Annotated in this window: 20 protein-coding genes; 9 read left to right on the top strand and 11 right to left on the bottom strand. The window is 71.1% G+C overall.

Annotated elements, in window-relative coordinates:
* Nucleotide 1: 1 nt before the first annotated feature.
* The 4 genes from AB0M82_RS31355 to AB0M82_RS31340 form a co-directional block, all read right to left on the bottom strand.
* Nucleotides 2-3,325: a phosphodiester glycosidase family protein gene (locus AB0M82_RS31355; RefSeq protein ID WP_364729567.1), complete on the bottom strand. Its 3,324-nt coding sequence runs from the start codon at nucleotides 3,323-3,325 to the stop codon at nucleotides 2-4.
* A gap of 174 nt (nucleotides 3,326-3,499) precedes the next feature.
* Nucleotides 3,500-4,231, bottom strand: a complete 732-nt coding sequence (locus AB0M82_RS31350) for a maleylpyruvate isomerase family mycothiol-dependent enzyme (RefSeq protein WP_364729564.1) — start codon at nucleotides 4,229-4,231, stop codon at nucleotides 3,500-3,502.
* 53 nt (nucleotides 4,232-4,284) lie between these two features.
* Complete coding sequence (ndk, locus tag AB0M82_RS31345) at nucleotides 4,285-4,695, bottom strand: nucleoside-diphosphate kinase (protein ID WP_364729561.1); 411 nt, start codon at nucleotides 4,693-4,695, stop codon at nucleotides 4,285-4,287.
* 58 nt (nucleotides 4,696-4,753) lie between these two features.
* Nucleotides 4,754-6,310, bottom strand: a complete 1,557-nt coding sequence (locus tag AB0M82_RS31340; RefSeq protein ID WP_364729558.1) for an alkaline phosphatase D family protein — start codon at nucleotides 6,308-6,310, stop codon at nucleotides 4,754-4,756.
* Nucleotides 6,311-6,434: 124 nt separating this feature from the next.
* Between AB0M82_RS31340 and AB0M82_RS31335 the strand changes: the two genes are divergently transcribed.
* The gene (locus AB0M82_RS31335; RefSeq protein ID WP_364729555.1) at nucleotides 6,435-8,789 is read left to right on the top strand and encodes a penicillin acylase family protein; all 2,355 of its coding nucleotides are present in this window, start codon (nucleotides 6,435-6,437) and stop codon (nucleotides 8,787-8,789) included.
* 1 nt (nucleotide 8,790) lies between these two features.
* Here AB0M82_RS31335 and AB0M82_RS31330 read toward each other — a convergent pair whose 3' ends face one another.
* The gene (locus AB0M82_RS31330) at nucleotides 8,791-9,183 is read right to left on the bottom strand and encodes a DUF4233 domain-containing protein (RefSeq protein ID WP_364729552.1); all 393 of its coding nucleotides are present in this window, start codon (nucleotides 9,181-9,183) and stop codon (nucleotides 8,791-8,793) included.
* Nucleotides 9,180-10,835, bottom strand: a complete 1,656-nt coding sequence (locus AB0M82_RS31325) for a folylpolyglutamate synthase/dihydrofolate synthase family protein (RefSeq protein WP_364729549.1) — start codon at nucleotides 10,833-10,835, stop codon at nucleotides 9,180-9,182. The genes AB0M82_RS31330 and AB0M82_RS31325 overlap by 4 nt, the downstream gene beginning before the upstream one ends.
* Before the next feature lie 73 nt (nucleotides 10,836-10,908).
* Here AB0M82_RS31325 and AB0M82_RS31320 point away from each other — a divergent pair, with 73 nt between their 5' ends.
* Nucleotides 10,909-11,523 (top strand): class I SAM-dependent methyltransferase, encoded by a 615-nt coding sequence (locus tag AB0M82_RS31320; protein WP_364729546.1) that lies wholly within the window; start codon nucleotides 10,909-10,911, stop codon nucleotides 11,521-11,523.
* Between the two features lie 101 nt (nucleotides 11,524-11,624).
* Nucleotides 11,625-12,500 carry an SGNH/GDSL hydrolase family protein gene (locus tag AB0M82_RS31315; RefSeq protein WP_364729543.1) on the top strand — a complete coding sequence of 292 codons (876 nt, stop codon included), beginning with the start codon at nucleotides 11,625-11,627 and terminating at the stop codon, nucleotides 12,498-12,500.
* A gap of 31 nt (nucleotides 12,501-12,531) precedes the next feature.
* Here AB0M82_RS31315 and AB0M82_RS31310 read toward each other — a convergent pair whose 3' ends face one another.
* The gene (locus tag AB0M82_RS31310; RefSeq protein WP_364729540.1) at nucleotides 12,532-13,335 is read right to left on the bottom strand and encodes an alpha/beta hydrolase; all 804 of its coding nucleotides are present in this window, start codon (nucleotides 13,333-13,335) and stop codon (nucleotides 12,532-12,534) included.
* Nucleotides 13,336-13,348: 13 nt separating this feature from the next.
* Complete coding sequence (locus tag AB0M82_RS31305) at nucleotides 13,349-14,113, bottom strand: alpha/beta hydrolase (RefSeq protein WP_364729537.1); 765 nt, start codon at nucleotides 14,111-14,113, stop codon at nucleotides 13,349-13,351.
* Between the two features lie 106 nt (nucleotides 14,114-14,219).
* On the opposite strand from AB0M82_RS31305, the gene AB0M82_RS31300 reads away from it, so the two are divergent.
* The 3 genes from AB0M82_RS31300 (at nucleotide 14,220) to AB0M82_RS31290 (ending at nucleotide 17,604) form a co-directional block, all read left to right on the top strand.
* The gene (locus tag AB0M82_RS31300) at nucleotides 14,220-15,107 is read left to right on the top strand and encodes a LysR family transcriptional regulator (RefSeq protein WP_364729534.1); all 888 of its coding nucleotides are present in this window, start codon (nucleotides 14,220-14,222) and stop codon (nucleotides 15,105-15,107) included.
* An 872-nt stretch (nucleotides 15,108-15,979) separates the two neighbouring features.
* On the top strand, nucleotides 15,980-17,032 hold the full coding sequence (locus AB0M82_RS31295; RefSeq protein ID WP_364729531.1) for a hypothetical protein: 1,053 nt from the start codon (nucleotides 15,980-15,982) through the stop codon (nucleotides 17,030-17,032).
* On the top strand, nucleotides 17,029-17,604 hold the full coding sequence (locus AB0M82_RS31290) for an isochorismatase family cysteine hydrolase (protein ID WP_364729528.1): 576 nt from the start codon (nucleotides 17,029-17,031) through the stop codon (nucleotides 17,602-17,604). Before AB0M82_RS31295 ends, AB0M82_RS31290 begins: the two co-directional genes overlap by 4 nt.
* A gap of 59 nt (nucleotides 17,605-17,663) precedes the next feature.
* On the opposite strand, the gene AB0M82_RS31285 is transcribed toward AB0M82_RS31290, so the two are convergent.
* Nucleotides 17,664-20,285 (bottom strand): valine--tRNA ligase, encoded by a 2,622-nt coding sequence (locus AB0M82_RS31285; protein ID WP_364729525.1) that lies wholly within the window; start codon nucleotides 20,283-20,285, stop codon nucleotides 17,664-17,666.
* Between the two features lie 56 nt (nucleotides 20,286-20,341).
* Between AB0M82_RS31285 and AB0M82_RS31280 the strand changes: the two genes are divergently transcribed.
* From AB0M82_RS31280 to AB0M82_RS31270, 3 genes are read left to right on the top strand one after another with little or no spacing between them, the layout of a single operon-like run.
* The gene (locus AB0M82_RS31280) at nucleotides 20,342-20,641 is read left to right on the top strand and encodes a hypothetical protein (RefSeq protein WP_364729522.1); all 300 of its coding nucleotides are present in this window, start codon (nucleotides 20,342-20,344) and stop codon (nucleotides 20,639-20,641) included.
* Nucleotides 20,642-20,698: 57 nt separating this feature from the next.
* A complete protein-coding gene (locus tag AB0M82_RS31275) occupies nucleotides 20,699-21,700 on the top strand; it encodes a hypothetical protein (protein ID WP_364729519.1) in 1,002 nt (333 codons plus the stop codon).
* A gap of 50 nt (nucleotides 21,701-21,750) precedes the next feature.
* The gene (locus AB0M82_RS31270; RefSeq protein WP_364729516.1) at nucleotides 21,751-24,063 is read left to right on the top strand and encodes an FdhF/YdeP family oxidoreductase; all 2,313 of its coding nucleotides are present in this window, start codon (nucleotides 21,751-21,753) and stop codon (nucleotides 24,061-24,063) included.
* Here the strand turns inward: AB0M82_RS31270 and AB0M82_RS31265 are convergent.
* Nucleotides 24,053-24,667: a hypothetical protein gene (locus AB0M82_RS31265; RefSeq protein ID WP_364729513.1), complete on the bottom strand. Its 615-nt coding sequence runs from the start codon at nucleotides 24,665-24,667 to the stop codon at nucleotides 24,053-24,055. The genes AB0M82_RS31270 and AB0M82_RS31265 overlap by 11 nt on opposite strands.
* A 251-nt stretch (nucleotides 24,668-24,918) precedes the next feature.
* On the bottom strand, nucleotides 24,919-26,319 hold the full coding sequence (locus AB0M82_RS31260; protein WP_364729510.1) for an LCP family protein: 1,401 nt from the start codon (nucleotides 26,317-26,319) through the stop codon (nucleotides 24,919-24,921).
* Nucleotides 26,320-26,471: the final 152 nt, after the last annotated feature.

The raw sequence follows: 26,471 nt of genomic DNA, 5'->3' as shown, positions 1-26,471 counted from the left end.
ATTAGCCGCGCACGGGCACGACCAGCGTCCGGCTCACCCCGTTGACCGTCACCGACAGCCGCGCGGTGCCCGGGCGCAACGCCGTCAGCACGCCGGTCGACGGGTCGAACGACGCGACGTCCCACGGTGCCGGCGGGCGGCCGGCCGAGGCGATGTGCGTGCCCCAGCCACCCGCCCAGTCCGCGCTCACCGGGTACGACACCGGCACGTCCCGGGTCCCCTGCCGCACCGTCGCGCGGACGTCGGCGCGGGCACCGCGAGCCATCGACGCCGGTCCGGCAAGCGTCAGCGAGTCGACGTTCGGGCGGGTCTCGAAGCGCACCGGCCGATCGCGGTCGGCCGGGTCGACGCGCAGCAGCGTCCAGCCGACGAACCCGCCGTCGCCCGGCGCGGCCGCGGGCGCCTTGCCCGAGTTGCCGTTGACCAGGTACGGCACGCCGTCGACGCGGGACAGCGAGAACACGCCGGCGTGCGAAGCCACCGCGGCGGCCGGCTTGCCGGACGTCTGCTCGAACCCGGTCAGCCAGGTGGTCAGCAGCGCGGCCTCCTTGCGGTCGCCGAGCTGGGAGTTCCCGGTCGGGCTCGGGTCCTTCACCGGGTGGTGCATGGCGACGACGACCCCACGGATGGACCCGTCAAGAGCCGCGGAGTCCAGCGCCGATCGCAGCATCCGCACCTGGTCGAACCCGCCCGCCCGCAGCGAGCCGCGCGAGGAGTCCATCAGCACCAGCCGGATGCCGCGCACATCCACGACCTGGTGCGTAACACCGAACGCGGCCTGGAAGTTGGCGAGGCCGTTGCCGCCCTCGGCTTCGTGGTTGCCCGGCACGTAGTACCAGGGCACCTTGCCGTCGAGCTCCTCGGCGATCACCTGCTTGGCCAGCACGAAGTCGGGCGCCGTGCCGCGGTCGACGAAGTCGCCGTTGAGCAGCACCAGGTCCGGCTTCGCGGCGACGGCTTCGCGCAGCGCCCGCCGGGCCTGCGCGACCAGCGGGCCCGCCGGGTCGTCCGCGGTGAACTGCGCGTCACTGACGACCGCGACCCGCAGGCCGCCGGCCAGGACGCCGTCGGTCACCAGCGCCGGATCGCGCGGGGCGGGGTCGCCCGGCACGGCCGTCGTCGGCGCCACCTCGAAGGTCAGGTCGTCGAACACCAGCCGGCCCTCGTACTGCTGGTCCGGCACGTTCTCGACGGCGTAGAACCGCGCCAGCCGCTGGCCGTCGGGCAGCCCGGCCGGCACGGTGGCGGTGACGTACCGCCACCCCGTCCAGTCGACGCTCAGCGTGAGGTCCACAATGGACGCGACGTTCGCGGCGTCGCGCAGCTCCGCCCGCAGCCACGCGCCCTTCCCGTCGCCGTTCACCCACAGGCCGATCTTCTGCGTCCCCGCCGGCACCGGCAGCGGGGACGACGGCGTCACGTAGGCGGCGCGCGTCGCCGTGGTGCCGGTGAGCCGGTAGTCCAGCGCGAGACCCTGGCCGCCGTCCCGGCCTGGCGCCGCGGCCAGCGCGGCGCCGGCGACCGCGGGGAACACCGTCGCCGCCCAGCCCGCCGGGCCGTCCAACGGCGACGCGACCCGCGGCACGGTGCCCACCGACGCGGCGAGGTGGGTGCTCAGCCCCGTCGCGGCCGCGGTGATCGCGGTGGCGCCGGACGCGGTCAAGGCCGTCACCGCGTACCCGTCGCCCGACGGCTCGATCCGCACCACCGCGGGGTCGTAGTCGAGCTTGACGTCGTCCGGTTCCAGCCAGGTGCCGTACCCGTCGGCGTCGTAGCCGTAGACCTTGAACGTGCTCGTGGCGCCGGCGGCCGACAGCGCGACCTGCTCGGTGCTCGTGCCGAGCCGGACCGGCCGGCCGAGCACCGAAACCGTCGTCTTCCCGGACGCGCGTCCGGAGCGCGCGACGACGTCAGCGCCACCCATGCCGTGGCCCGTGACGACCCCGTGTGTCACCGTGGCCCGCCGGGGGTCCGACGTCGACCAGCGCGGGTCGGCGGCCACCGCCGCACCGGTTTCGTCGTGGCCGCCGGCGACCAGGTGCCGGGTCAGGCCGGACAGCACCCGGTGCGCGTCCGCCGTCGCGACCGCGGGCGCCGGAGCGAAGGCGGTCAGCTTGCCGCTGCCCGGCACCGTCGCGAAGCCGATCCCGTTGGGCACCAGGCGTTCCCCGCCGTCGGACGGCGCGTTCCGGACGCTCGGCGCGGCTTCGCCCTCGTTGCGCGCCAGGAGCGTCGACGACCCGCCGCCGTCGAGGTTGATCGCGTCGTCGGCGCCGAGGCTCTTCAGATGGCGCGCCAGTTCCAGCTCGGTCATCCCACGGCTGTCGGCCTGTCGTCCGTCCACAGTGGCCAGCCACAGCTTCGTGCCGTCGGCGGAGAACCCGACCGCGGTCCGCGGGTGCATGGCGACGTTGTCGACCGGCTGCACGACGCCGTCGCGGAGCAGGACTTCGTTGCCGCCCACGGCGACCGCGATCTTCCCGGCGTCCGTGCGCGGCGCGTACGTGACGCCGACCGCGTCGCCCGGCTCGAGCGCGGCCAGGGCGTCCGCGCCGGCTTCGCGGGCCAGCAGCACCGTCGTCCCCGCCGCGATCGGGCCGTCCGCGGGCGCGGCGCGGACCTGCGTGACGACGCCGTCGCGCAGCTCGACCTCGCGCACCCGGGCGGCGCCGGCCACCGACGTCGTCCGGCCGGAAGCGCCCCACAACGGCGTGTAGACGCCGATCGCGTCCGCACCGAGGACGGGGCTGTTGAAGTTGGTCGCCTTCACCGCGCCGCCGGGCAGTGTCACGGTGGCTTCGAGGAAGACCTCGGCCAGCCGCGCCTTGCCCTCGTCGGTGATCGACGCCGTGTAGTTGTGCCCCGCGGCGGGCGCGGTCTGCAGCCGGCCGCGGTCGACGCCGACGCCGATCGGCGCGCCGGTGGCGTTGATGTCGAAGAAGTCGCCGTTCACCCCGGCGACCGCGCCCGCCCGGGCGACCTGCTGCGAGAGCGGCGTGCGCGCGGAGACCGTGCCGGGGCTCAGGTACGTCGGGCGAAGCACCTTGCTGCCGAGGTCGACTTCGAGGGTGTCGCCGCGGATCCAGCCGGCCGGGTCGAACCGGTCGAACTGGGTGAGGTTCAGCCCGGGCGCGACCTCGGTGGTCGCGCTGCCGGTGACGAGCCCGTCGCCGGGTTCCGCGGCGGCGAAACCGTCCGGGCCTTCGTGGGCGGACGATGCGGCGGGCGCGGCCTCGACCGGCGGGGTGCCGAGCGGCGCGGCCAGTGGATCGGCGTGGGCGGGAACGACGAACACCGTCGCGAACAGCGCGGCGAGCGGCAGCACGATGCGGTGACGACCGGGGGCTCCGCCAGCTGGCCCCCCGAACGGAATGTGTGGCTTCTTCACCAGGTGCCCCAGTATCGAGTGAGAGTGAACCGGACCAGCACAGCGCAGCGGCACGGCCAGGGGAAGACTTCCCGGTGAACGCCGCCTGAATGGTCTAGAACAGCTGTCGCGTCAGGGGGTGAAGGGCGCGTCGAGGAACTTCTGGGCCACCGCGGTGTCCCCGGCGAGGCGCGGCGGGGTCCCGGTGCGCTTCCACAGGCGCAGCAGGAGGTCCTGCGCGGTCGCCTCGGCCGTCGCGGCGGGCTCGGTGGCCGGGCCGAGCGCGGGCGGCTCTCCCGGGTGCAGCGTCCAGACGTCACCGGTGTCGGTGGCGCGCAAGGCGATCGGCGCGGCCAGGGGCGGCGAAGCGTGCCAGCGCGTGACGCGCGGCAGCATGGCGGACAGCACCTCGTCCACGCCGTCCGCGGCCACCGCCGGGTCGAGCGTGCAGGCCGTTCCGGCGGCGAAGTGCGCGTCGGCGAGGTGGACCGCGGTTTCGTGGACCTGGCGGCGGAACCAGAAGGCCTTGGTCTTCGCGGTGCCCGCGAAGTGCCAGCACGGGTCTTCGGGCGCGGCGGCGGTGAGCGCGTCCAGCAGCAGCCGCGCGCTTTCGGCGTACCACGGCGCGAGGTCGGCGCTCGGCCCGTCTTCGAAGTTCTGCGGCTGCACCTCGCCCGTCGTGACGACGGTGGCCGCCCAGCGGTGCACGTTGCCCAGGTGCGTGCCGAGGTCGGCCAAGGTCCAGCCGGCGCAGTCCGGCACCGGGGCGGCCGGGTCGGCGGAGCGCAGCACCTCGGCGAACCCGCCGGTCAGCTCCCGCAGTACGGGAGCGTAGTCGCGGGCCGGGAACGGCATCGTGGTCATGGTTTCCTCCGGGCGGAACCGGGGCCACGCGCGAAGCGTAGCCCCGGCGACGATCACAGGTCGGGGAACCAGAGCTTCAGCTCGCGCTCGGCCGACTCCGGCGAGTCCGAGCCGTGGACCAGGTTGAACTGGGTCTCCAGCGCGAAGTCGCCCCGCAGGGTGCCCGGGGTGGCCTTCTCGACCGGGTCGGTGCCGCCGGCCAGCTGGCGGAACGCCGCGATCGCGCGCGGGCCCTCGACGGCGAGCGCGACCAGCGGGCCCGACGTGATGAACTCCAGCAGGTCGCCGAAGAACGAACGCTCCTTGTGCTCGGCGTAGTGCTCCTCGGCCAGCGCCCGGGGAACGGTCCGCAGCTCGAGGGCGGCGAGCTTGAGGCCCTTGCGCTCGATCCGCGAGATGACCTCGCCGACGAGGCCGCGCGCGACGCCATCGGGCTTGACCAGGACCAGCGTGCGTTCAGTCACGACGGTGTTTCTCCTTGTTGCGGGTGCGTGTCGGTGCGCGCGAGCCTAGCCGACCCCGTCAGCGGCCCTGCGGGTGCAGCTTCTTCGACCACAGCGACGCCCCGGTGGCGTCGCGCAGGTCCACCGTCAGGTCGCCGCTCGCGCCGTCGATGTTCAGCTCGCCGAAGTGCTGGAAGCCGTCGATCGGGGCCGTGTTCGCCGTCGGCGGGGCGTGCACGAACACCGCTTCCGGGCCGAACGTCGGGTCCAGCCGGTTGGGCCCGAACGCGCCCGCGTTCAGCGGCCCGGACACGAACTCCCAGAACGGGTCGAAGTCCTGGAACGCCGCGCGGTCCGGCGAATAGTGGTGCGCCGCCGTGTAGTGGACGTCCGCGGTCAGCCACACGACATCGCGGACCCGCCGGCGCTGGGTCTCCCGCAACACCCAGGCCAGCTCGGTTTCGCGGCCGCCGGGCGCGCCGGGCAGGTTGTTCGCCACGGCTTCGATCGCGGAGCCGTCCGGGACGACCAGCCCCAGCGGCATGTCCGCCTGGACGATCTTCCACGTCGCCGTGCTGCGGCCGAGCGCGTCGGCCAGCCAGCGGGCCTGCGCGTCGCCGAGGATGTGGCCCGGCTTCGTCGGGTCCGCGGTGTTGGCGTCGCGGTAGGTCCGCATGTCCAGCACGAAGATCTCGGCGCGCGAGCCGTACCGGAAGCTGCGGTGGACGCGGCCGTCGACGGCCTGCCGCGGGTCGATCGGGTGCCATTCGTGGAACGCCTGGTACGCGCGCGGCGCGAGCACGTCGACACGCTTCTCGGTGTAGGCCGGGTTGTCGAGGATCTTGCCCGGGTACCAGTTGTTCAGGACCTCGTGATCATCCCACTGGACATAGGACGGCACCTGCGCGGCGAAGCGCCGGAAGTTCTCGTCGAGCCGGTTGTACGCGTGCTGGCCGCGGAACTCGTCGAGCGTCTCGGCGACCTTCGACTTCTCCGCGGTGACGACGTTGCGCCAGGTCCGGCCGCCGGGCAGGGTGACCGTCTCCGTCAGCGGCCCGTCGGAGTACACCGTGTCGCCGCTGTGCAGGAACAGGTCCGGGCAGCGGGCGGCCATCGCGGAAAAGATCGTCATCCCGCCGAGGCCGGGGTTGATCCCCCAGTTCTGGCCGGCGACGTCCCCGGACCACAGGATCCGGGTGTCGCGGCGGCCCACCGGCGCGGTGGCGAACCGGCCGGTCAGCGGCTCGCTCGTGGCGCGCCCGTCGAGCGCCTCCGCCGTCACGCGGTAGTGGTATCCGGTGCCGGGCCGCAAACCGGCGACGCGCACCCGGCCCGTGCCACCGCTGTCCGGGCCCGCCAGCGGGCCGGGCACGCGGCGAGCGTGCCGGAACGACGCGTCGGGCGCGATTTCGACGACCAGCCGCGACGGCCGGTCGGCGCGCGACCACACGATCGCCGAATCCGGCGTGACGTCCCCGGACTGGACGCCGTGGGTGAGCACGGGCCGGTCGCGGCGGACGAGCGGAACCGCGGCGAACGCCCTGGACGGCAGCACGAGGCCGGCGGCGACCGCGGAAGCACCGGTGAGACCGGCCTTGAAGAGCGTGCGGCGGGAAGGGTGGGTCGGTTCGGTCATGCGCGGTTTCTATCCCGTCCCGGCCAACGCCGGTTTGCGCGCGGATGAACGGATACCAGGGATTTCCCCCATGCCCGGGGCTGATCGCCATCGGTAGCCTGACGATCACGACAAGGGGGTACGAATGGCATTCTTCAGGAAGGTTCTGGCCGTGCTCACGGCCGCGCTCTCGGTGACCGCCCTCGGCGCCGGGGTCGCCTCGGCCGGCGAAGACGGCGCGAAAGCCCTCCTCCGCTACACCGAACACGGCATCCCGCACATCGTCGCCCCGGACTTCGCCGGTCTCGGCTACGGATACGGCTTCGCGGCGGCGACCGACAACGTCTGCGAGCTGGCGAACATCTACCTGACGGTGAGCGCGCAGCGGTCGCGGTACTTCGGCCCGGAAGGCGGCGGCTACCCGTCGCTGTCCGAGGCCGGGAGCAACCTGCACAGCGACCTGTTCTTCCAGCAGATCAACGACTCCGGCGTGGTCGACCGGCTCGCCGCGCGACCCGCGCCGCAGGGCCCGCGGCCCGAGGTCCGGCAGCTCGTGTCCGGCTACGTCAAGGGTTTCAACGCCTACCTCGCGCGCACCGGCCGGGCCGGGATCTCCGACCCCGCCTGCCGCGGCGCCGGCTGGGTCCGGCCGATCACCGAGCAGGACTTCTACCGGCACTACTACGCCATCGCGATCACCGGCGGCCAGGGCGTCGTCACCGAAGGCCTGTTCACCGCGCCGCCGACAGGCTCGGCTCCGGCACCTGGCACGGCCGGGCAGCTCGCCGACGGCGTCCGGCAGGCGCTCGGCGGCAGCGGGCTCGGCAGCAACGGCATCGCGATCGGCGCGGACGGCACCGCGGCGGGCCGGGGCAGCGTGCTGCTCGGCAACCCGCACTACCCGTGGCACGACGGCCGCCGGTTCTGGCAGAGCCAGCTGACCATCCCCGGCCGGTTCGACGTCGCCGGCGCGAGCCTGCTCGGCATGCCGTTCATCATGATCGGGCACACGGCCGACGCGGCGTGGACGCACACCGTGTCCACACCCGTCACGTTCGGCCTGTTCGAGGTGCCCTTGAAGGCGGGCGACCCGACGACCTACCTCGTCGACGGCCGGCCCGAGAAGATGACCGCCCGCGACGTCACGGTCCAGGTCCGCCAGATCGACGGTTCGCTGCGGCCGGCCCACCAGACGTTCTGGTCGACGCGGTACGGGCCGGTGGTCGGCGACTTCCAGGGCATTCCGCTGCCGTGGACGGCGAAATCGGCGTACGCGGTACGTGACGCGAACGCCACCAACCTGCGCGGGCTGAACACCTGGCTCGAGCTCGACCGGGCGCGCAGCACGGCCGACGTCGTCCGCGCGCTGAGCACCACCCAGGGCGTGCCGTGGGTCAACACCATCGCCACCGACCGGGCGGGCAACGCGCTCTACGCCGACATCCAGGTCGTCCCGCACGTCACCGACGAGCTGGCGAAGACGTGCGGCACTCCTCTGGGGCAGCAGACGTTCCCGGAGGTCGGACTGGCCATTTTGGACGGTGCGAAGTCCTCGTGCCAGTGGGGTTCCGACCCCGGGGCGCTCGAACCGGGCATCTTCGCGCCGTCGCGGCTGCCGCAGCAGCAACGCCGTGACTACGAGCTGAACGCGAACGACAGCGCCTGGCTGGCGAACGCTCGCGCCCCGATCACCGGCTACCCGTCGATCGTCGGGGACATCGGCACCGAGCGCTCGCCCCGCACGCGGGAAGCGCTGCTCGCGGCCGAAAAGGGCGGGTTCACGACGGAGTCGATGAAGAAGCTGCTCTTCGCCGACCACAGCCTGCTCGCGGACCTGACGGCCGCGGATCTGGCGAAGCTCTGCGCGTCGTTCCCCGGCGGCCAGGCGCCGTCGTCGACCGGCCCGGTGCCGGTCGGGCCGGCGTGCGCGGCGCTGGCGAACTGGGACCACACGTACACGCTCGACACGCGCGGCTCGCTGCTGTTCCAGCGGTTCGCCGGCCGGCTCGGCGGGGTGCGGCGCTTTTCGGTGCCGTTCGACCCGAAGGCGCCGCTGACCACGCCGAACACCCTCAACACGGCCGACGCCGGAGTCCAGAAGGCGTTCGGGGACGCGCTGGTGGAGCTGCGCGCAGCGGGACTCGCGCCCGACGCTCCGCTGCGGGACGGCCAGACCGTCACACGCGACGGCGAGCGCATCCCGATCCACGGCGCGCAGGGTTTCCTCGGCGTGCTCAACGTGATGACGCCGGTGTGGGACCCGGCGCGCGGAAACACCGAGATCCGGCACGGGTCCAGCTACGTCCAGGTGGTCGGGTTCAGCGGGCACGCGTGCCCGGACTCCTCGACGGTGCTGACGTATTCGCAGTCGGCGAACCCGAATTCGCCGTACTTCAGCGACCAGACGAAGCTGTACAGCCGGGGTGAATGGGTGAAGGAACGCTTCTGCGAGCCGGACATCCTGCGCTCCCCCGCGCTGCGGGTCGTCGTGCTGCGGTGAGTCAGGGCTGGGGCTGCTGCTGGCTCGCCAGGGTGCCGGCCGCCATGCGGCGGGCGACGTCCCGGCGCAGCCACAGCAGCCACAGCCAGACCGCCAGGAACAGCACGCCCAGCACCGTGATCGCCGGCAGCCAGAACACCAGCGCGATCAGCACGACCTGCAGCCCGAGGATCAGCGGCACCGCCCACGGCCGCTTCACGAAGCCGCACGTCACGATCAGCAGGACGGCCACGCCGATCACGGTCCAGCCGGTGACCGTGCTGATCCCGCCGCCGAGCTTGTTCACCACCGGCAGCGCCAGGGCGACCGTGATCGCCTCCATGATCAGCGTCCCCGACATCACGCCGCGGAAGCCCTTCATCGGGTCCTTCGGCTTGGGGGCCTGCTCGCTCACGCCGGCTCCTTTCCGAACAACGTGCGCGCCTCGCCGGCGGTGACCACCGACCCGGTGACGAGCACACCACCGCCGGCGAGCGGCTCGTCGGGGTCGTCACTGCTCTCGACCAGCGCGATCGCCGTCTCGAGCGCCGTCTCCAGGTCCGTCTCGGCGACGACGCGGTCTTCGCCGAACACCGAGATCGCCAGCTCGTTGAGCTCTTCCAGCGGCATCGAGCGGGGCGAGGAGTTGCGCGTCACGACGATGTCCGAGACCACCGGCTCCAGTGCGTCGAGGATGCCGTGGGCGTCCTTCTCGGCCATCACGCCGACCACCGCGACCAGGCGGCGGAAGGCGAACTCCTCGGCCACGGTCGTGGCGAGCGCGCGGGCGCCGTGCGGGTTGTGCGCCGCGTCGAGCAGCACGGTGGGCGCCGCGCGGACGCGCTCGAGCCGTCCCGGGGTCTCGACCTCGGCGAACGCCTCGCGCACGGCCTCGATGACCAGCTGCCTGTCCTTGCCCGCGCCGAAGAACGCCTCGACCGCGGCCAGCGCGAGCGCGGCGTTCGCGGCCTGGTGCGCGCCGTGCAGCGGCAGGAAGATCTCGTCGTACACCCCGCCGAGGCCCTGCAGCTTCAGCATCTGCCCGCCGACGGCGATCTCACGCTCGAGGACGCCGAACTCGCTGCCCGCGCGGGCGACCGCGGCGTCGACCTCGACGGCGCGTTCCAGCAGCACCTTCTGCACTTCGGGGTCCTGCTCGGCGATGACCGCGACCGAGCCGGCCTTGATGATGCCCGCCTTTTCGCGCGCCGCGCCGAGGATGTCGGGGCCGAGGTACTCGACGTGGTCGATCCCGATCGGCGTGATGACCGCGACGTCGGCGTCCGCGACGTTCGTGGCGTCCCAGGCGCCGCCCAGGCCCGCTTCGAGCACGGCCGCCTCCACCGGCGCGTCGGCGAACGCCGCGAACGCCATCCCGGTGAGGATCTCGAACTTGCTCATCGCGACGCCGTCCGCGGCGGCACCGTCCACCATGGACACGTACGGCGCGATGTCGTGCCACAGCTCGGCGTAGCGCGCGGCGGAGATCGGGCGGCCGTCGAGCGCGATCCGCTCGGTGACCAGCTGCAGGTGCGGGCTGGTGTAGCGGCCGACGCGCAGGCCCATCCGGGTCAGCAGCGCGTCGATCATCCGGGCCGTCGAGCCCTTGCCGTTCGTGCCGGCCACGTGCAGCACCGGGTAGCCGCGGTTCGGCTCGCCGAGCAGCTGCGTCAGCGCCGAAATGCGGGTCAGCGACGGCTCGATCTTCGTCTCCGGCCAGCGCTGGTTCAGCTCGGCCTCGACGGCCATCAGCTCGCGCCGCGCCTCGGGCCCGTCCGGGCTGCCGTACGCCTCGGGTTCGCCCTGGTCGTCGAGCTCGTGCAGCTCCGCGTCCTCGGGCACGCTCAGGTCGGGCACCGGACCGGTGGCGAGGTTGTCGCCCAGCTGGCCGACGCCGCCGATCCCGCCGCGCGAGCCGCCGCCCACGTCGAACGCGGTGTCCCGCGCGTCCAGCTCCGGGTCGTGGTCGTCCGAGTCCTCGTACCCCTGGGCACCCAGCTCGTCGACACCCGCGAAACTGTCCAGATCCGACAGGTCCGGCCTGCGACCTGTCTCATCTTGCGGCACTGATTCTCCTCCGGCCTGGGGATTCGGCTTGCGTTCCGAGTCTACGTGCGTGCGGAGGTGGCACTCTCGACGCATGCCGTTCAACCACAACGACCACTACCACCCGCTGCTGCTGGACCTGCTGCCGCCGGGGCCGGGGATCGCGCTGGACGTCGGCTGCGGCACCGGCCGGTTCGCACGGCGGCTGGCCGCGACCGGCATGGCGGTGGAGGCGGTCGACGTCTCGGCGGCGATGGTCGAGGCGGCGGCGGGCCTGGGTTCGCCGGGTCCGGGCAAGATCGTCTACCGGCAGGCCGACGTCACCACCGACACCCTGCCCGAGGCGCACTACGACTACGTCTCGTGCCTCGCCTCCCTGCACCACATGCCGTTCGAGACGGTCGCCAAGCTGCGCCGCGCGCTGGTGCCGGGCGGGGTGCTCGTGGTGCTCGGCCTGGCGAGACCGAGCTCACCCGCGGACTGGGCGCGAACCCTCGCCGCGGTCCCGGTCAACGCGCTAGCGCGGCTGGTCGTCTACGCCGGCGAACGGCTGAACGGCGGGCCGGAGGACGGCCTGAAGGCCCCGGTCGTCGACGACTACCCGACGCTGGCCGAGGTGCGGCGCGCGTCGGCCCGGCTGCTGCCCGGGAGCACGGTCCGGCCGTTGCTGTTCTGGCGCACCTTGATCACTTACCGTGAGCAAGGCTGACTTCGCCGGGATTGACACCACTGGCGGGTGAAGTCCGCCCCCGAGCCGCCCGGCGCTCGCTAGATGTGGAAGGAGCGTTTCCGGCACAGAACGGGGTCTCAATGCGCATCACCCGGCTGCTCGTCGCTGTCTTCTCGGCAGCCATGCTCGTCACCACCACCACCGCGGCGGCCGCGTCGGCGGCGGACCGGTTCCACCACTACGTCGCCCTCGGCGACTCGTACACCTCCGGGCCGTTCATCCCGGCCCAGCGGTTCGACCCGCTCGGCTGCGGGCGGTCGACGGCGAACTACCCGTCGGTCGTGTCGGCCGGGCTCCACGTCGGCGAGTTCACCGACGTCAGCTGCGCCGGCGCCGACACGACCAACCTGACCCGGCCCCAGCGGGTGCCCTTCAACGGGACCAACGCGCCCCAGCTGCGCGCCCTGCGCCTGGACACCGACCTGGTCACCCTCGGCATCGGCGGCAACGACTTCGCCGTCTTCGGCCGGCTGATCTCGACGTGCCCGAGGCTGCGGGCGGGCGACCCGGCCGGAAATCCCTGCGAAAGGCACTTCACGAGCAACGGCGTCGACACGGTGAAGACGGCCATCACCACCATCGAGCCGCGGATCGAGGCCGCGCTGGCCGCGATCCACCAGCGTTCGCCCCGCGCGCGGGTGCTCGTCGTCGGCTACCCGCGGATCGCGCCGGAGAGCGGCTACTGCCCGAAAGTCCTGCCGTTCGCCAACGGCGACTACGCCTGGTTGAACCGCGTCGAGCGAGACCTGAACCAGGCCCTGGAAGACGCGGCTTCCCACAGTGCCGCCGGATTCGTGGACACCTTCGGCCCGTCCCGCGGGCACGACGCCTGCGCACGCGGCGGCTCGGCGTGGATCAACGGCAAGAACCAGAACGTGTTCGCCGCGGCCGCCTACCACCCGGTCAAGGCGGGGATGGCGGGCGTGGCCGCGGTCGTCCTCAAGTCCCTGCGCTGACCCGGCCCGGTGCGCTTTCGGAGACTTCCGGTCAGCCGCGGGCCTGTTCACTCACGAAATCCAGCACCAGCCGGGCGAACTCGTCCGGCAGCTCTCCCGGGGCGCCGTGGCCCGCGTCGATCCAGGCGGCTCGCGCGTCCGGGATCGCGGCGACCAGCTCCCGCTGCTGCGCCGGCGTGATCAACCGGTCGTGCGCGCTGCCGAGCACCAGCACCGGCGCGGTGATCGAGCCCAGCACCGGCCGCAGGTCGACACCGCGGTCGGTCTCGATCTGCCGTGCCGCGCCGGGCTCGATCACCTCGGTGAGCGTCTTGACCAGCTGTTCGTTGGCCTCGGCGGTGGCCCGGTCCCAGTAGCGCGGGCCGAAGGCCATCAGCGGGAGCATGCGGGCGAAGGTGGCTTCGCTTTGTTCCAGCAGGTCCAGCCAGTACCGGAACTCGGCGTCCTGCCGGACGTCGGTCACCGGCCAGGCCGCGTGCAGCACGGCCGAGCGAACCCGGTCCGGGTGGGTGCCGGCCAGGTGCGCCGCCACGACGCCGCCGAGCGAGTGCCCGGCGACGTGGGCTTCGGCGGCTCCGGCGTGGTCCAGCACGGCCAGTGCTTCGGCGGCCAGATCGGCGACGTCGACCGGGCCGCCGTGGTCGGTCGTGCGGCCCGAGCCGGAGAAGTCCGGGGCCAGCACGGTGAACCGCTCGCGGGCGAGCGCGGTCAAGGGCCCCCACTGCTCGCGGGAGGCGGCGGTGCCGTGCAGCAGGAGCAGCGCGGGGCCGGCGCCGGTCCGGTCGTAGTGGACGACGGCTTCGCCGCCGCCGAGGGTCACGGGGACCGTGGGCATGAATTCGTCTCCTTCAGGCGGCGATGGTCCGCAGCGCGGCGGTGAACGCGCGGGGGTCTTCCTGGTGCGGGATGTGCCCGCAGCCGGCGATGACGTGCACGCGGGCACCGGGCGTGACCGCCGCGCACGCGCGCGGGACTTCCAGGGGGATCTGGGCGTCCAGCTCGCCGTGCAGGTAGTCGATCGGCACGGTCAGCTTCCCGAGCCGCGGGCGCGGGTCGTACGTCGTCGCCTCGGTGAACAGTTCGTCGATGTAGACGCCCGAGTCGAGCAGCTGGCGGACGGTCCAGTCGACCAGCCCGGGCGCGGCGCGCGGGCCGAACCAGCCCGGCACCCAGCCGGAGATGGTGCCGACGCGGTCGTCGACGAGGCGTTCCCGCAGGCTGTGCACCGTTTCGCGCATGCCGGTGCCCGGCCAGTAGCCGGGGCTGTCCACGGCGACCACTCGCTCGACCAGATCGGGGCGGGCCAGGGCCAGCTCGGTGGCAAAGACCCCGCCGATCGAGGACCCGACGACGGTGGGGTGGATCTCCAGCGCTTCGATCACGGCGGCGACGTCGGCGGCGACGCCGTCGATGGTGTTGCCGTCGGCCGGGTGGTCCGAGCGGCCGCAACCGCGCCAGTCGAGGGTGACGACGCGGTGGTCGCGGACGAGGTCGGGCAGGCACGACCGCCAGACGCGGCCGCTGCTCCCCCAGCCGTGCAGGAACAGCAGCGCCGGGCCGGCGCCGGCGTCTTCGTAGTGGAGGCGGATACCGCGGACGTCCAGGTAGGGCATGCGTTTTCCTTTCGCTTTCCGCCCTTGAGCCAACCTTTCGGACGGCCGTGCGCCAATGAGCGGCCCGCTCCTACACTCATCACGAAAGCTGATGAATGGGGTCGCTGTGGAGCTGAGACAGCTGCGGTACTTCCTCGCGGTCGCGGAGGAGCTGCACTTCGGGCGCGCGGCCGAGCGGCTGCACATCGTCCAGCCGGCGGTGAGCCAGCAGGTGCGGCGGCTGGAGCGGGAGCTGGGCGTCTCGCTGTTCGGCCGGACCACGCGCAGTGTGTCGCTCACCGAAGCCGGGCAGCGGTTCCTGCCGCACGCGCGGGCGGTGCTCGCGGCGGCGGACCGCGCGGCGGATTCGGTGACGGAGTTCCGCGCCCCCGCGGCCTCGGTGCGGCTGGGCACGAGCGAAGGCCTCGGCGACCGGCTGGACCGCCTCCTGCGCTCGTTCACGCGGCTGCTGCCGGAGGCACAGCTGGAGCTGGTGCACGCGCCGACGGCCCAGCGCCTGCAGCGCGTGCGGGACGGCTCCCTCGACGCGACCATCGTCCGCGGCAGGTGGCCTTCTTCAGGCCTCGACTTAACTCCCTTGTGGACGGACGAGGTGCTGGTGGCGCTGCCCGCCGCCCACCCGCTGGCTTCCGCCGAGGTTGTTTCGTTCGCGGATCTGGCCACCCTCCCGGCCCGGCTGAGTTCGCCGGAGCGGAACCGGCCGTTGTACGAGCTGGTGCTCGCGTCGTGCCGGGAGGCGGGGTTCGAGCCTCTGCTGGGCAAGGAGTTCACCACCGCACAGGACACGCTGGGCACGCTCGGTTTCGGCCGTCCACACTGGACGGTGTTCTACCGGGCGCACGCCAACCTGCTGCCGGCACCGGGCGTGGTGTTCCGGCCCTTGAAGAATCCTTCACCGCGGATGCGGGCGTACCTGGCGACGCCCGCGGACCGGCGGGTGACCCCGGAACTGGTGGCCCTGATCGAAGCCGCGCGGGCGACCGAAGCCGGCTGAGCCCTGGGTGCCCGACGGCAACACTGCCCGGCAATCATCCGAGGCGACGCCGTCGCGCGACGACTCGTCCGGCGCGCTCTCGCTGTCCGATCATGTAACCGAATCGACTCTTCGCACGACCTAGAGCTGACGCGGGCTTCGGGAGGTGCGTGTGCAAGGCGACCCACAGGTTCATCAGTTCGAGCGAGCAGCTGCCACCGGGCGCATCAGCACAACCCCAGGTCGACCCGATGCCACCACAGCCGACGCCGGCCCGAGCGAGTCCCGATACATGCTGTCAGTCACCGCCTCGCCCGACCATTGGCAGGGACCACACCCCACTCGAGCGAATCAGCTCCGCACCACGGTGACAGCGAGTTCATTTCCTTCCGTTTCCTGCGTACCGCCCCGACCTGAGTACGTTTCTCGCATCCCGAACCCATTGATACAGTCGACCCGCCCAGAACGCGATCACCAGGGGCAGCAGGACAACCAGCGTGCTACTCATCGAAACCTCCCAAAGCGCGCTTCGCGCGTTACCCGCCAGCGGATCTCCACGATGCACCTTCGCCGTTCCAAGTCGCACGGCCAGTTCTGAGGAGTTTTCGTTTGCCACTCGGCGGACGCCCGAACTGCGAAAACGCCCGGCAACCCTGGATTTAGCCCCAATGCTGGGTACCGGCAGCGCACGGCCGCCGGTAGTGTCGTCAGACACCCCATGCAGGAAGGGTGATGCGTGTGCGCCCCACACCAGAGGCCCGGGCAAGGAACTCGCCGGCGCGTCGCCGAGCACCCTGAGCCGGTCACGCATGAGGGATGATCAGCACTGTACAAGATCCGCGCGCGAACAGCTACGGCGCCAGATGAGCCGGGCGGGCTCCCCCATCGAGCAGGTGGCACGCGAGTTCGCCACCCGCTGGGGTTATCGTCCGCGGCAAGCTTGGCGACACGCGCACGGCTGGACCCAAGACGAAGCAGCCGGTCACTACAACCGCGTCCTCGGCAGTCCCCGAGCACCCATGTCCGGCAAACGGATATGCGACTACGAAGCGTGGCCCAACGGCGGAGTCAAACCCACCCACAAGACTCTTTCGATTCTGGCGCAACTCTACGACACTGAGCCGTGCACGCTTCTCGACTTCACCGACTTCCAGGCGATGACGCCGGAAGAAAGAATATCACTCAGATATCTACACAGCGCACGGGACAACAACGCCGGGCTTGCGATCTCGCAGACCGAGAATGATATCGCCGACCCCGGCGGGATACTCGAGCTGATCTCCGGGGAATACCTTCGATGCGTCCAATGTCATCTTGAAACGGTCACCAGCGGGACGTTCCGCCAGCGAGAGATCGAAGATCTGCTCGTATCACTCGCCGCTCTGATCAAGAAGCTGGGTTGCACCCACCTCGGCTGGCTCGACGTGATGATCCCGGTCCAACCGGAGGAAACCAAATCTTCCCGCCGGTTGATCGACGGGGTGACCTACGATGGCGGGCTCCAGGTTCTGTTCAGCAGCACACGACGAACCGGCCCGCCGACGATCATACCGATCAAGGTGAACAACACCCCTTGGCGCGGCAGTGCGAATGCGTTCATCTCCTGCGGCCTGGACTACATATCGTCATTTCAGGGTCTCTACGAAGGTCCCGAATACAATCTCCCACCGAGAGTGCTGAAAGAAGTCGAACAGCGGTACGACTACTGGCGAGAAGAATGCTCGTTCGCCTCACTGCTGGCGATCGCCGTCCTCACCCCAGAGGAAGATCCCGCACGCGCGGTAGGCGTACTCAACCTGAACTTCGAACAGGAATGCCCGTTCGGCGACCGGAAGGAGCTCGCCCCAAAGCAATCCATCGCACTCCTCAACCTTCTGGATCCCACTCTTCAGATCCTTGCTTCAGCCATAAGAAGACACAACGACAGAAAGTGTGTTCTACGATGAAGAAGAGCGGACTGGTCGTCATCGATATGCAGAAGTTCTTCTTTGAAGAGAACCCGCAGGTGGACGAGCAGGCTTTGGCGAAACACTGCAGCGAGATCGTCGACATCGGCAGGCAGGCCGACCTGCCGGTCATTCATGTGGTGACGCGCTACCGTGAAGATCGCGTCGACTGGCCTCGAGCGTGGCAGCACGACAGCCAAAGCTGGTGTTCGAACCTGGTTCAGGACGGCGACCTGGCTCAGGTGGTCGACAACCTCGTCGTCAAACCCCACGACCTCGTGGTCGAGAAGCGGCGGTTCAGTGGCTTCTACAACACCAACCTCGACGACGTCCTCCGCGGCACCGGCTGTGAACACCTGTACATCGTCGGCTACTCGGCCGACGTGTGCCTCCGCTTCACGTCCGTCGACGCCTACAACCGAGGCTACGGCGTCACTTTGATCTACGAGGGCATCGAATCGTTCCGGGAGACCAAGGACGACTCGGTGGCGTACCTCGGCTGGCTCATCGACGCTTCCTGCATCAGCTTGGCGGAGTTCAAGGAAACACTGGCCGGTGCCGCGGCGCGCTGACGGCCGCGAAACGAAAGCCCGGCACTTTCACGGGAAAGTGCCGGGCCGTCGTCTACTTCTCAGGAAGCCGGGAGCGCCGCCAGGCGCGCGGTGATGCGGTCGATGTCCGCGACCGCCGTTTCCTTGCGGGCCTTGATCTTGGCCACGACCTGCTCCGGGGCCTTCGCGATGAATGCCTCGTTGCCGAGCTTCGCCTCCGTCTGGGTCAGCTCCTTCCGGGCCGCCGCCAGGTCCTTCTCCAGCCTCTTGCGCTCGGCCGCCACGTCGACCGTTCCCGAGAGGTCCAGTTCCACCGTCACCACGGCGTCCGCCAGAGCCACCTCCAGCGACGCGCTCGCCGCGAAGCCCTCTTCGGGCTCGGTCAGCCGGACGAGCGAACGGATCGCCGGCTCGTGGCCACCCGCGTAACCCGCTAGGCGGGCCGCCACCTTCTGGCCCGGCTTCAGGCCCTGGTCCGCGCGGAAGCGGCGGATCTCCGTCACCAGCTTCTGGACGTCCGCGATGCGGGCGTCGGCCGAAGAATCCGCGTAGCCCTCGAAAGGCACCGGCCAGGCGGCGACCACCAGCGACTCGCCGCCGGTGAGCGCCGTCCAGAGCTTCTCCGTGATGAACGGGATGAACGGGTGCAGCAACCGCAGCACCGTGTCCAGCACGTGGCCCAGCACCGCCCGCGTCGACGAAACCCGCGAGGAATCCCCTTGGTACAGCTGGACCTTCGCCAGCTCCAGGTACCAGTCGCACAGCTCGTTCCAGGTGAACTGGTAGAGCGCGCCCGCCACCTTCGCGAACTGGAAGTCCTCGAACAGGACGTCCACTTCGGACACGAGCGCGCCGAGGCGGCCGAGGATCCAGCGGTCCGCCTCCGTCAGCTCCGACGAAGAAGGCAGCGGCGAAGCCACCGAAGCCCCGTTCATCATCGCGAACTTCGTGGCGTTCCACAGCTTCGTGCAGAAGTTGCGGGAACCGGCCGCCCACTCGTCGGCCAGCGCCATGTCCGCACCCGGGTTCGCGCCGCGGGCCAGGGTGAACCGGGTGGCGTCGGCGCCGTAGGCGTCCATCCACTCGAGCGGGTCGATCACGTTGCCGCGCGACTTGGACATCTTCTTGCCCTGCGCGTCGCGGATGAGACCGTGCAGGTAGACGTGGTCGAACGGCGGCTTGCCGTCCATCTGGTGCACGCCGAACATCATCATCCGGACGACCCAGAAGAACAGGATGTCGTAACCGGTCGACAGAACACTGGTCGGATAGAACTTCGCCAGATCGTCGGACGAAGAAGGCCAGCCCAGCGTCGACATCGGCCACAGGCCGGAGGAGAACCAGGTGTCCAGCACGTCCGGGTCCTGCGTCCAGCCGTCACCCGACGGCGGCCGCTCGTCCGGGCCGACGCAGACGACCTCGCCGTCGGGGCCGTAGAAGACCGGGATCCGGTGCCCCCACCACAGCTGGCGCGAAATCGTCCAGTCGTGCATGTTGTCGACCCAGTCGAAGTACCGCTTGCCCAGCTCCGGCGGGTGGATCTTCGTCCGGCCGTCGCGGACCGCGTCGCCGGCCAGCTTGGCCAGCTCCGCGACCTTGACCCACCACTGCAGCGACAGCCGCGGCTCGACGACCGTGTCGCACCGCGAGCAGTGCCCGACGGCGTGCACGTACGGCCGCTTCTCGGCGACGATCCGGCCCAGTTCACGCAGCGCCGCGACCACCGCGGGCCGCGCCTCGAACCGGTCCAGGCCCTCGAACGGCCCCTTCACCGTGATTTCGGCGCGCTCGTTCATGATCGTCAGCATCGGCAGGTCGTGCCGCCTGCCGATCTCGAAGTCGTTGGGGTCGTGCGCCGGGGTGACCTTGACCGCACCGGTGCCGAACGCCGGGTCGACGTGCTCGTCGGCCACGATCGGGATGCGGCGGCCGGTGAGCGGCAGCTCGACCTCGGTGCCGACCAGGTGCGCGTACCGCTCGTCGTCCGGGTGGACGGCGACCGCGGTGTCGCCCAGCATCGTCTCGGCGCGGGTGGTGGCCACCACGATCGCGTTGTCGCCGTCGCCGTAGCGGATCGAGACGAGCTCGCCGTCGTCGTCGTTGTGGTCGACCTCGATGTCCGACAGCGCCGTCTGGCAGCGCGGGCACCAGTTGATGATCCGCTCGGCGCGGTAGATCAGGCCCGCGTCGTAGAAGTTCTTGAACACCGTCTGGACGGCCTTGGACAGGTTCTCGTCCATGGTGAACCGCTCGCGGGACCAGTCGACGCCGTCACCGAGGCGCTTCATCTGGCCGAGGATCTTGCCGCCGTACTCGGCCTTCCACTCCCAGACGCGCTCGACGAACTTCTCGCGGCCCAGGTCGTGGCGCGAAAGGCCCTCGCCGGCCAGCTGCCGCTCGACGACGTTCTGGGTCGCGATGCCCGCGTGGTCCATGCCCGGCAGCCACAGCACCTCGTAGCCCTGCATGCGACGGCGGCGGCTCATCGCGTCCATCAGGGTGTGGTTGAGGGCGTGCCCCATGTGCAGCGAACCGGTGACGTTCGGTGGCGGCAGTACGATCGAGAACGGCGGCTTCCCCGACGAGGCGTCGGCCGTGAAGTACCCGGCCGCTACCCAGCGGTCGTACATCGGTGCTTCCTCGGCGGCCGGGTCCCAGGCACCCGGAAGGTCGGTGGTCTGCTGCGGAGCGTTCTCGGTCACAATGGACAAGTCTACGAACCCGTCACGGCGGGTCACCCAGGGGGAAGGCACTCGGGATGGCAGAGCCTCAGCAGCCGCAGGATCCGGACGACCGGCGCCTCGAGACGCACCCGGACCTGATGAACCCGGACTGGCAGAAGCACGCCCAGCGGGACGCCTGGCTGGGCGCGAAGAAGGACCTGAAGAAGCGCCGCAAGCGTGAGCGCCGCACGGGCGGCTACCAGCAGCCGGGGCGAAGCCGCTGGCCGGGCGTGCTGGCCCTGCTGCTCGTGGCCGGCCTGGTCGCGGCGGCCGTCATCGTGCACCAGATCCAGGGCGTCGGCGTCAACGAGGACGTGCTGTTCCTGTTCGGCTAGCCGTGTAACGCTCGTCCGCCGCTGTCGATGACCAGTCGTCGACCTTGGGGGAAGCACGTGGACGAGGACAACCTGCTCGATTCGCACCCGGACCTCGCGGACCCGGAGTGGCGCAAGCACGCCCAGAAGGACGCCTGGCTCGGGTCGAAGAAGGACCGCAAGCAGTTCCGCAAGCAGCAGCGGCGCGCGGCCCGGAAGCCCCGGCGGCGCTGGTGGGTGTTCGCCGTGCTCCTGGCGATCCTCGGCGTGACGACGACGGCGATCGTCCTGGTCGGGCGCCGGTCGCCGGTCCAGGACGCCGCGCCGCCGAACCCGACCTCGGTGCCGGACGTCGCCCACGTCGACCTGGCCCGGCCGTTCGCGCACACTCCCGCCGACACCTGGCCGAAGGGCATCGACGGCATCACCTCGCCCGCCGCGGCCGCGGTCGGCGCCTTCAAGGCCGAGGCGGTCGCGGACGCCTACGCGCAGGTCAAGCAGGCCATCGTGGCCGCAGGGCTCGACCCCGCCGTGCTCTACCGGCACGATCCGCAGGCCTTCCTCCGGCTGTTCGCCGCGGACGAGCGCGAACAGCTGGCCCCGGTGCTCGCGCGGAAGCCGTCGAAGGACGACGGCGGCTTCGCCTCGTACCTGACCGAGATCGCCGACGGCTACCACCTGCTCGACGCGGGACCCCGCACGTTCGGCACGCTCACCGCGCGCGCCGGCGAGAAGCCCGGCGAGCTGGCCGTCGACGCGAAGTACGTCGTCGCCTACGCCTTCGACCAGGTCCATCCCGAGACGCTGACCAGCCCGAGCGAGATCGTCAGCTTCGTGCGCGTGGACCGGGTCTTCGTGGTCCGCGGCGGTTCCGGCTTCGCGAAGACCAGCCACGGGCTCTGGCTCGACAGCGGCAGCAGCGCGGTCTCGGCGGTCGGCTGCGCCGCCGCCAAGGAGGGCTATCTGGCGCCCGGGTACGCGAACCCGCCGTCCGGCCCGGCCACCGGCGGAGACCGGGACGCGCCGGGCTACTACGACCCGAAGTACCCGGTGCCGACCCTCGACGGCTGCCCGGACTGAGACCCACCCCCTGGTTCGCGTCGGTGGTCGTCGAGGCGCACGATGAACGCATGACCCGTGAAGCGCCGTCGCAGGACGTGGACGAGACCCGCCTCGAGGTGGGCAAGCCGAAGGGCTGGGCGGCCGGGATTCCCGGCGTGGCCGTGTCGCTGGCGCGCAGCGTCGAGCAGATGGGGACCGGCCGGACGATCAAGGCGCTGCGGCTGCTGAACCAGCGCGAGGGCTTCGACTGCCCCGGCTGCGCGTGGCCGGAGCCCCGGGAGATCGACGGCGAGCATCGCAAGCTGGCCGAGTTCTGCGAGAACGGCGCCAAGGCCGTCGCCGAGGAAGCCACGAAACGGCGTGTGGGCCGGGAGTTCTTCGCCGCGCATCCGATCGGCGACCTCAAGAAGAAGACCGACTACTGGCTGGGCCAGCAGGGCCGGATCACCGAGCCGTTCGTGCTGCGCGAAGGCGCGACGCACTACGAGCCGATCTCCTGGGACGACGCGTTCGAGCTGGTCGCGGGCGAGCTGCAGGCGCTGACCGACCCGAACGAGGCGATCTTCTACACCTCGGGCCGCACCAGCAACGAAGCCGCGTTCCTCTACCAGCTGCTGGTGCGCTCGTTCGGCACCAACAACCTGCCGGACTGCTCCAACATGTGCCACGAGTCCTCCGGGGCGGCGCTGTCGGCGACCACCGGCGTCGGCAAGGGCTCGGTGAGCCTCGCGGACATCCACAAGGCCGACCTGATCGTCGTCGTCGGGCAGAACCCGGGCACCAACCATCCCCGGATGCTTTCCGCGCTGGAAGAGGCCAAGGGCAACGGCGCGAAGATCATCGCGGTGAACCCGCTGCCCGAGGCCGGCCTGATGCGGTTCAAGAACCCGCAGAACGTCCGCGGCCTCGTCGGCAAGGGCACGCCGCTGGCCGACGAGTTCGCCCAGGTCCGCCTCGGCGGCGACCTCGCGCTGTTCCAGGCCGTCGGGCACCTGCTGCTGACGTGGGACGCCGACGCGCCCGGCGCGATCATCGACCGCGCGTTCGTCGAGCAGGCCACCGAGGGTTTCGACGACTACGCGAAGCACCTGCGGGAGATCGACTGGCCGGAGGTCGAGCGCGCGACCGGCCTGCCGCGCGAGCAGATCGAGCGCGTGGCGCGGATGATCGCGGCCTCGCGGCGCACGATCTACTGCTGGGCGATGGGCCTGACCCAGCACAAGCACGCCGTCCCGACGATCTCGGAGATCGCGAACCTGGCGCTGATGCGCGGGATGATCGGCAAGCCGGGCGCCGGCCTGTGCCCGGTCCGCGGCCACTCGAACGTCCAGGGCGACCGGACGATGGGCATCTGGGAGAAGATGCCGCAGTCGTTCCTGGACGCGCTCTCCGCCGAGTTCGGCATCGACGTCCCGCGCGAGCACGGCCTCGACACCGTCGACTCGATCCGCGCGATGCGCGACGGCCGCGGCAAGGTGTTCTTCGCCGTGGGCGGCAACTTCGCCTCGGCGACGCCGGACTCGGAGCTGACGGAGAAGGCACTCGGCTCGTGTTCGCTCACCGTGCACGTCTCGACGAAGCTGAACCGGTCGCACGTCGTGCACGGCCGCACCGCGCTGATCCTGCCGACGCTCGGCCGCACCGAGCGGGACACCCAGGCCTCGGGTGAGCAGTTCGTCACAGTCGAGGACTCGATGTCGCAGGTGCACACCTCCCGCGGCCGGCTGGCGCCGGCGAGCGAGCACCTGCTCTCCGAGGTAGCGATCGTCTGCCGGCTCGCGGAGCGGCTCTTCGGCGCCGGGCACGCCGTGCCGTGGCGGACGTTCGAGACCGACTACGACCTGGTCCGCGACCGGATCTCCCGCGTCGTGCCGGGCTGCGCCGACTACAACCGCCGGGTCCGCGAGCCGGACGGATTCGTGCTGCCGCACGCCCCGCGCGACTCCCGCGAGTTCACCGGCACCGCCAACGGCAAGGGCAACTTCACGGTCTCGGAGCTGGAGTACCCGCACGTGCCCGACGGCAGGCTGCTGCTGCAGACGATGCGCAGCCACGACCAGTACAACACCACGATCTACGGGCTGTCGGACCGCTACCGCGGGATCGAGAACGCCCGCCGCGTGGTGCTGGTCAACCCGGACGACCTGGCGGCGCTGGGTCTGGCCGACGGCGCCGTCGTGGACCTGGTCTCGGAGTGGCGCGACGACCCGGACCGTCGCGCGCCGGCGTTCCGGGTCGTCGCCTACCCGACGGCGCGCGGCTGCGCGGCGGCGTACTTCCCGGAGGCCAACGCGCTGGTGCCGCTGGACTCCGTGGCGGACAAGTCCAACACGCCGGTGTCGAAGGCCATCGTGGTGCGGCTCGAACCACTTAGCCCTTGAAGTCCCGCTGCAGGGTGCCCGCCATGTCGGTGACCGCGGCTTGGACGTTGTCGAGGGTCGCGGGCGGGATCAGCGCAGCCTCGGTGCCGCCGTCGGCGACGGCCAGGCCGAGCACGACGTTCCCGGTGCGCACGGCGGCCCACGCCTCGGAGAACCCGGCCTCGTCGCCGACACCGGTGGCGAGCCGGACGCCCGAGTGGTCGCCGAGCGCGTCGGTGAAGAGCTGGCTGGCCTTGAGGGCGGCCTGGTCGCCGTCGGACCCGGTGAACCGCACGACGGCGATCGTGACGACCCGGTAGTCCTGCAGGTTGGGCTTCCCACCGCCGAGGTCGCGGGCGAACAGGCGCTTGCAGCTGGTGAGGTCGTTGTCGTCGCTGGCGCGGTCCTGCGGCACGACCTTGGCCTCGGCGGTCTTGACGGCGTCGGCCGGGATTTCGACGGTCCCCGGCGCGAGCTGGTCCCGGGCGTTCGGGCCGGGCAGCCGGCAGGCGTCGATCGCGTTGGGGTAGTGGGCCGTAGCGGACCCCGACTGGCACCCGGCGCAGAGGACGGCCGAAGCGAGTATCGGAAGGATCCACCACCCGCGGGCGATGCTGCTGCGCATAAATTCCGGACTTTCCGTTTTTCCTGAAATTGACTTTCCGGGTCGCCACCGGTCCGGTGAACCCTTCCGGCCGGCGCGCGGTCCTGCCGCTCGCCGGTCACCGCACCCTGCCTCACCAGTGCGGCAGCGTCAAGACCACTGACCCGGGTGGTCCACCGTGGTCCGGCCGGGCGGAAATCAAGGAAATCCCGACCCACATTTCGCGGGAGCCGGGTGGAAATGACCATGATCGATCGCGGCCGCCCGCGCGATCAATTCACGCAGACGACCCCGTTCGAGGTGATCGGCTCGTCGGCGTTCCCCGCGGGAGCCCCACCACCGCCCGCGACGCCGGGGCCGGAGTACACCGTCCCGAGCACGACCTCGATGTGCCCCGCCGGCACCGCCGCCGACTCCTGCGTCGTCAGCCCGCCCAGCAGCTTCGCGACCTCGGCGCCGCGCTCCTTGAGGTCGGCGCCGAACCGGACCAGTGACGTCCGCCGTGCACCGGTGTCGCCGGGGGTACCGGGGGTGAACCCCTTGCCGCGCAGGAATTCGCCGACGCTCGCCGCGAGCCCCTCACGCGGGCCGGCGTTGACGACGTCGACGATGACCGGAGCGGCGGCCGGCGCCGCGGTCCCGATCAGGCTCGCCGCGAACGACTTCACCGCGGCCGGGTCGACCTGGACCGCCGTCGCCCGCCGGTCGTCCGGGTTGTACCGGTAGTCCGGGTTGACGACCGGGATCGTCGCGAACTGGATGCCACCGCCGCTGACCCCGCGCATCTGCGCGACGAAGTCGAGCAGATTCCACGAATCGTCCAGCACCACCGAGCGCTTCACCGCGTCGATGAGGTCCGAGAGCTTCCCGGGGTCGGCCAGCGTGCCCGCCGACAGCACCTGCCGCGCCAGCCCGGCGAGGAACACCTGCTGCCGCCGGACGCGGGCGAAGTCGGTCCCGGGGAGACCGTCGCGCTGCCGGACGAAGGCGAGCGCGTCCGCACCCGAGACGCGCTGGGGACCGGCCTGGAAGTCCGCGCCCGAGTTCTCGTCCTTCGTGGCTTTCTTCAGGCAGACGTCGACGCCGCCGATGGCCTTGCTGATCTCGTAGAAGCTGAGCAGGTTGACTTCGGCGTAGTGGTCGATCTTGACGCCGGTGAGGTCTTCGACCGCCTGCCGCGCCGCGCGCCGCCCAGCGGTGAGGGCGGCCTTGTCGATCTTCGCTTTGTCGGTCTCCCCCGCGGTGCGCAGCCGGCGCGCCTCGCCGGCCTTCGCCCGCCCGAACGCGCCGTTGATCTTCCCCTTGCCGCCGGACATCGAGACGTAGCTGTCCCGGGGGATGGAAAACGCTTTCACCTCTTTGGTGCCGTTCGGGATCCGCAGCACGATCAGGGTGTCGGTGAGGTCGTCGCCGTTGGCGCCGGCCCGCAGCTCACGCAGCATTTCCGGCGGCAGCGGCCTGCCCTGCTGATCGCTCCGGGAGTCCCGTCCGACGAGCAGGACGTCGAGCGAGCCGTCGGCGGGGTGCTCCCCCGGCTTCGCCTCGCCACCGGCGTCGATGACGTTGTCGCGCGAAACTTCGTCGAGGGCACGGAGGTTTGCGTAGCCGTAGGCGGTGCCGCCGAAGACGACCAAGGCCAGTCCGGCGACGACGATCTTCCCCAGAGGATGCACGCCCTACCGACGCGTCCCAGCCCTGACCTGCTGCACGCGTGAGTCAGGTCACACGTAGGCCCTACGCCGACAGCGTCGTGGCGGAGTACGCGGGCCTGGCCCCCGCGGCCGGTGCCGGCAAGGGCGGCAACCGTCAGTCGTTCCTGGACATG

The organism is Amycolatopsis sp. NPDC051128 (assembly GCF_040682715.1).
GTDB lineage: Bacteria > Actinomycetota > Actinomycetes > Mycobacteriales > Pseudonocardiaceae > Amycolatopsis.
The sequence above is the reverse complement of the archived record's forward strand: the minus strand, read 5'-3'. Positions and strand labels throughout refer to the sequence as shown.

Coding starts and splice junctions, on each gene's coding strand:
- AB0M82_RS31350 (WP_364729564.1), bottom strand. CDS start 4,231: ATGACCACGATGCCGTTCCCGGCCCGCGACTACGCTCCCGTACTGCGG.
- AB0M82_RS31340 (WP_364729558.1), bottom strand. CDS start 6,310: ATGACCGAACCGACCCACCCTTCCCGCCGCACGCTCTTCAAGGCCGGT.
- AB0M82_RS31335 (WP_364729555.1), top strand. CDS start 6,435: ATGGCATTCTTCAGGAAGGTTCTGGCCGTGCTCACGGCCGCGCTCTCG.
- AB0M82_RS31320 (WP_364729546.1), top strand. CDS start 10,909: ATGCCGTTCAACCACAACGACCACTACCACCCGCTGCTGCTGGACCTG.
- AB0M82_RS31315 (WP_364729543.1), top strand. CDS start 11,625: ATGCGCATCACCCGGCTGCTCGTCGCTGTCTTCTCGGCAGCCATGCTC.
- AB0M82_RS31310 (WP_364729540.1), bottom strand. CDS start 13,335: ATGCCCACGGTCCCCGTGACCCTCGGCGGCGGCGAAGCCGTCGTCCAC.
- AB0M82_RS31305 (WP_364729537.1), bottom strand. CDS start 14,113: ATGCCCTACCTGGACGTCCGCGGTATCCGCCTCCACTACGAAGACGCC.
- AB0M82_RS31290 (WP_364729528.1), top strand. CDS start 17,029: ATGAAGAAGAGCGGACTGGTCGTCATCGATATGCAGAAGTTCTTCTTT.
- AB0M82_RS31280 (WP_364729522.1), top strand. CDS start 20,342: ATGGCAGAGCCTCAGCAGCCGCAGGATCCGGACGACCGGCGCCTCGAG.
- AB0M82_RS31270 (WP_364729516.1), top strand. CDS start 21,751: ATGACCCGTGAAGCGCCGTCGCAGGACGTGGACGAGACCCGCCTCGAG.
- AB0M82_RS31265 (WP_364729513.1), bottom strand. CDS start 24,667: ATGCGCAGCAGCATCGCCCGCGGGTGGTGGATCCTTCCGATACTCGCT.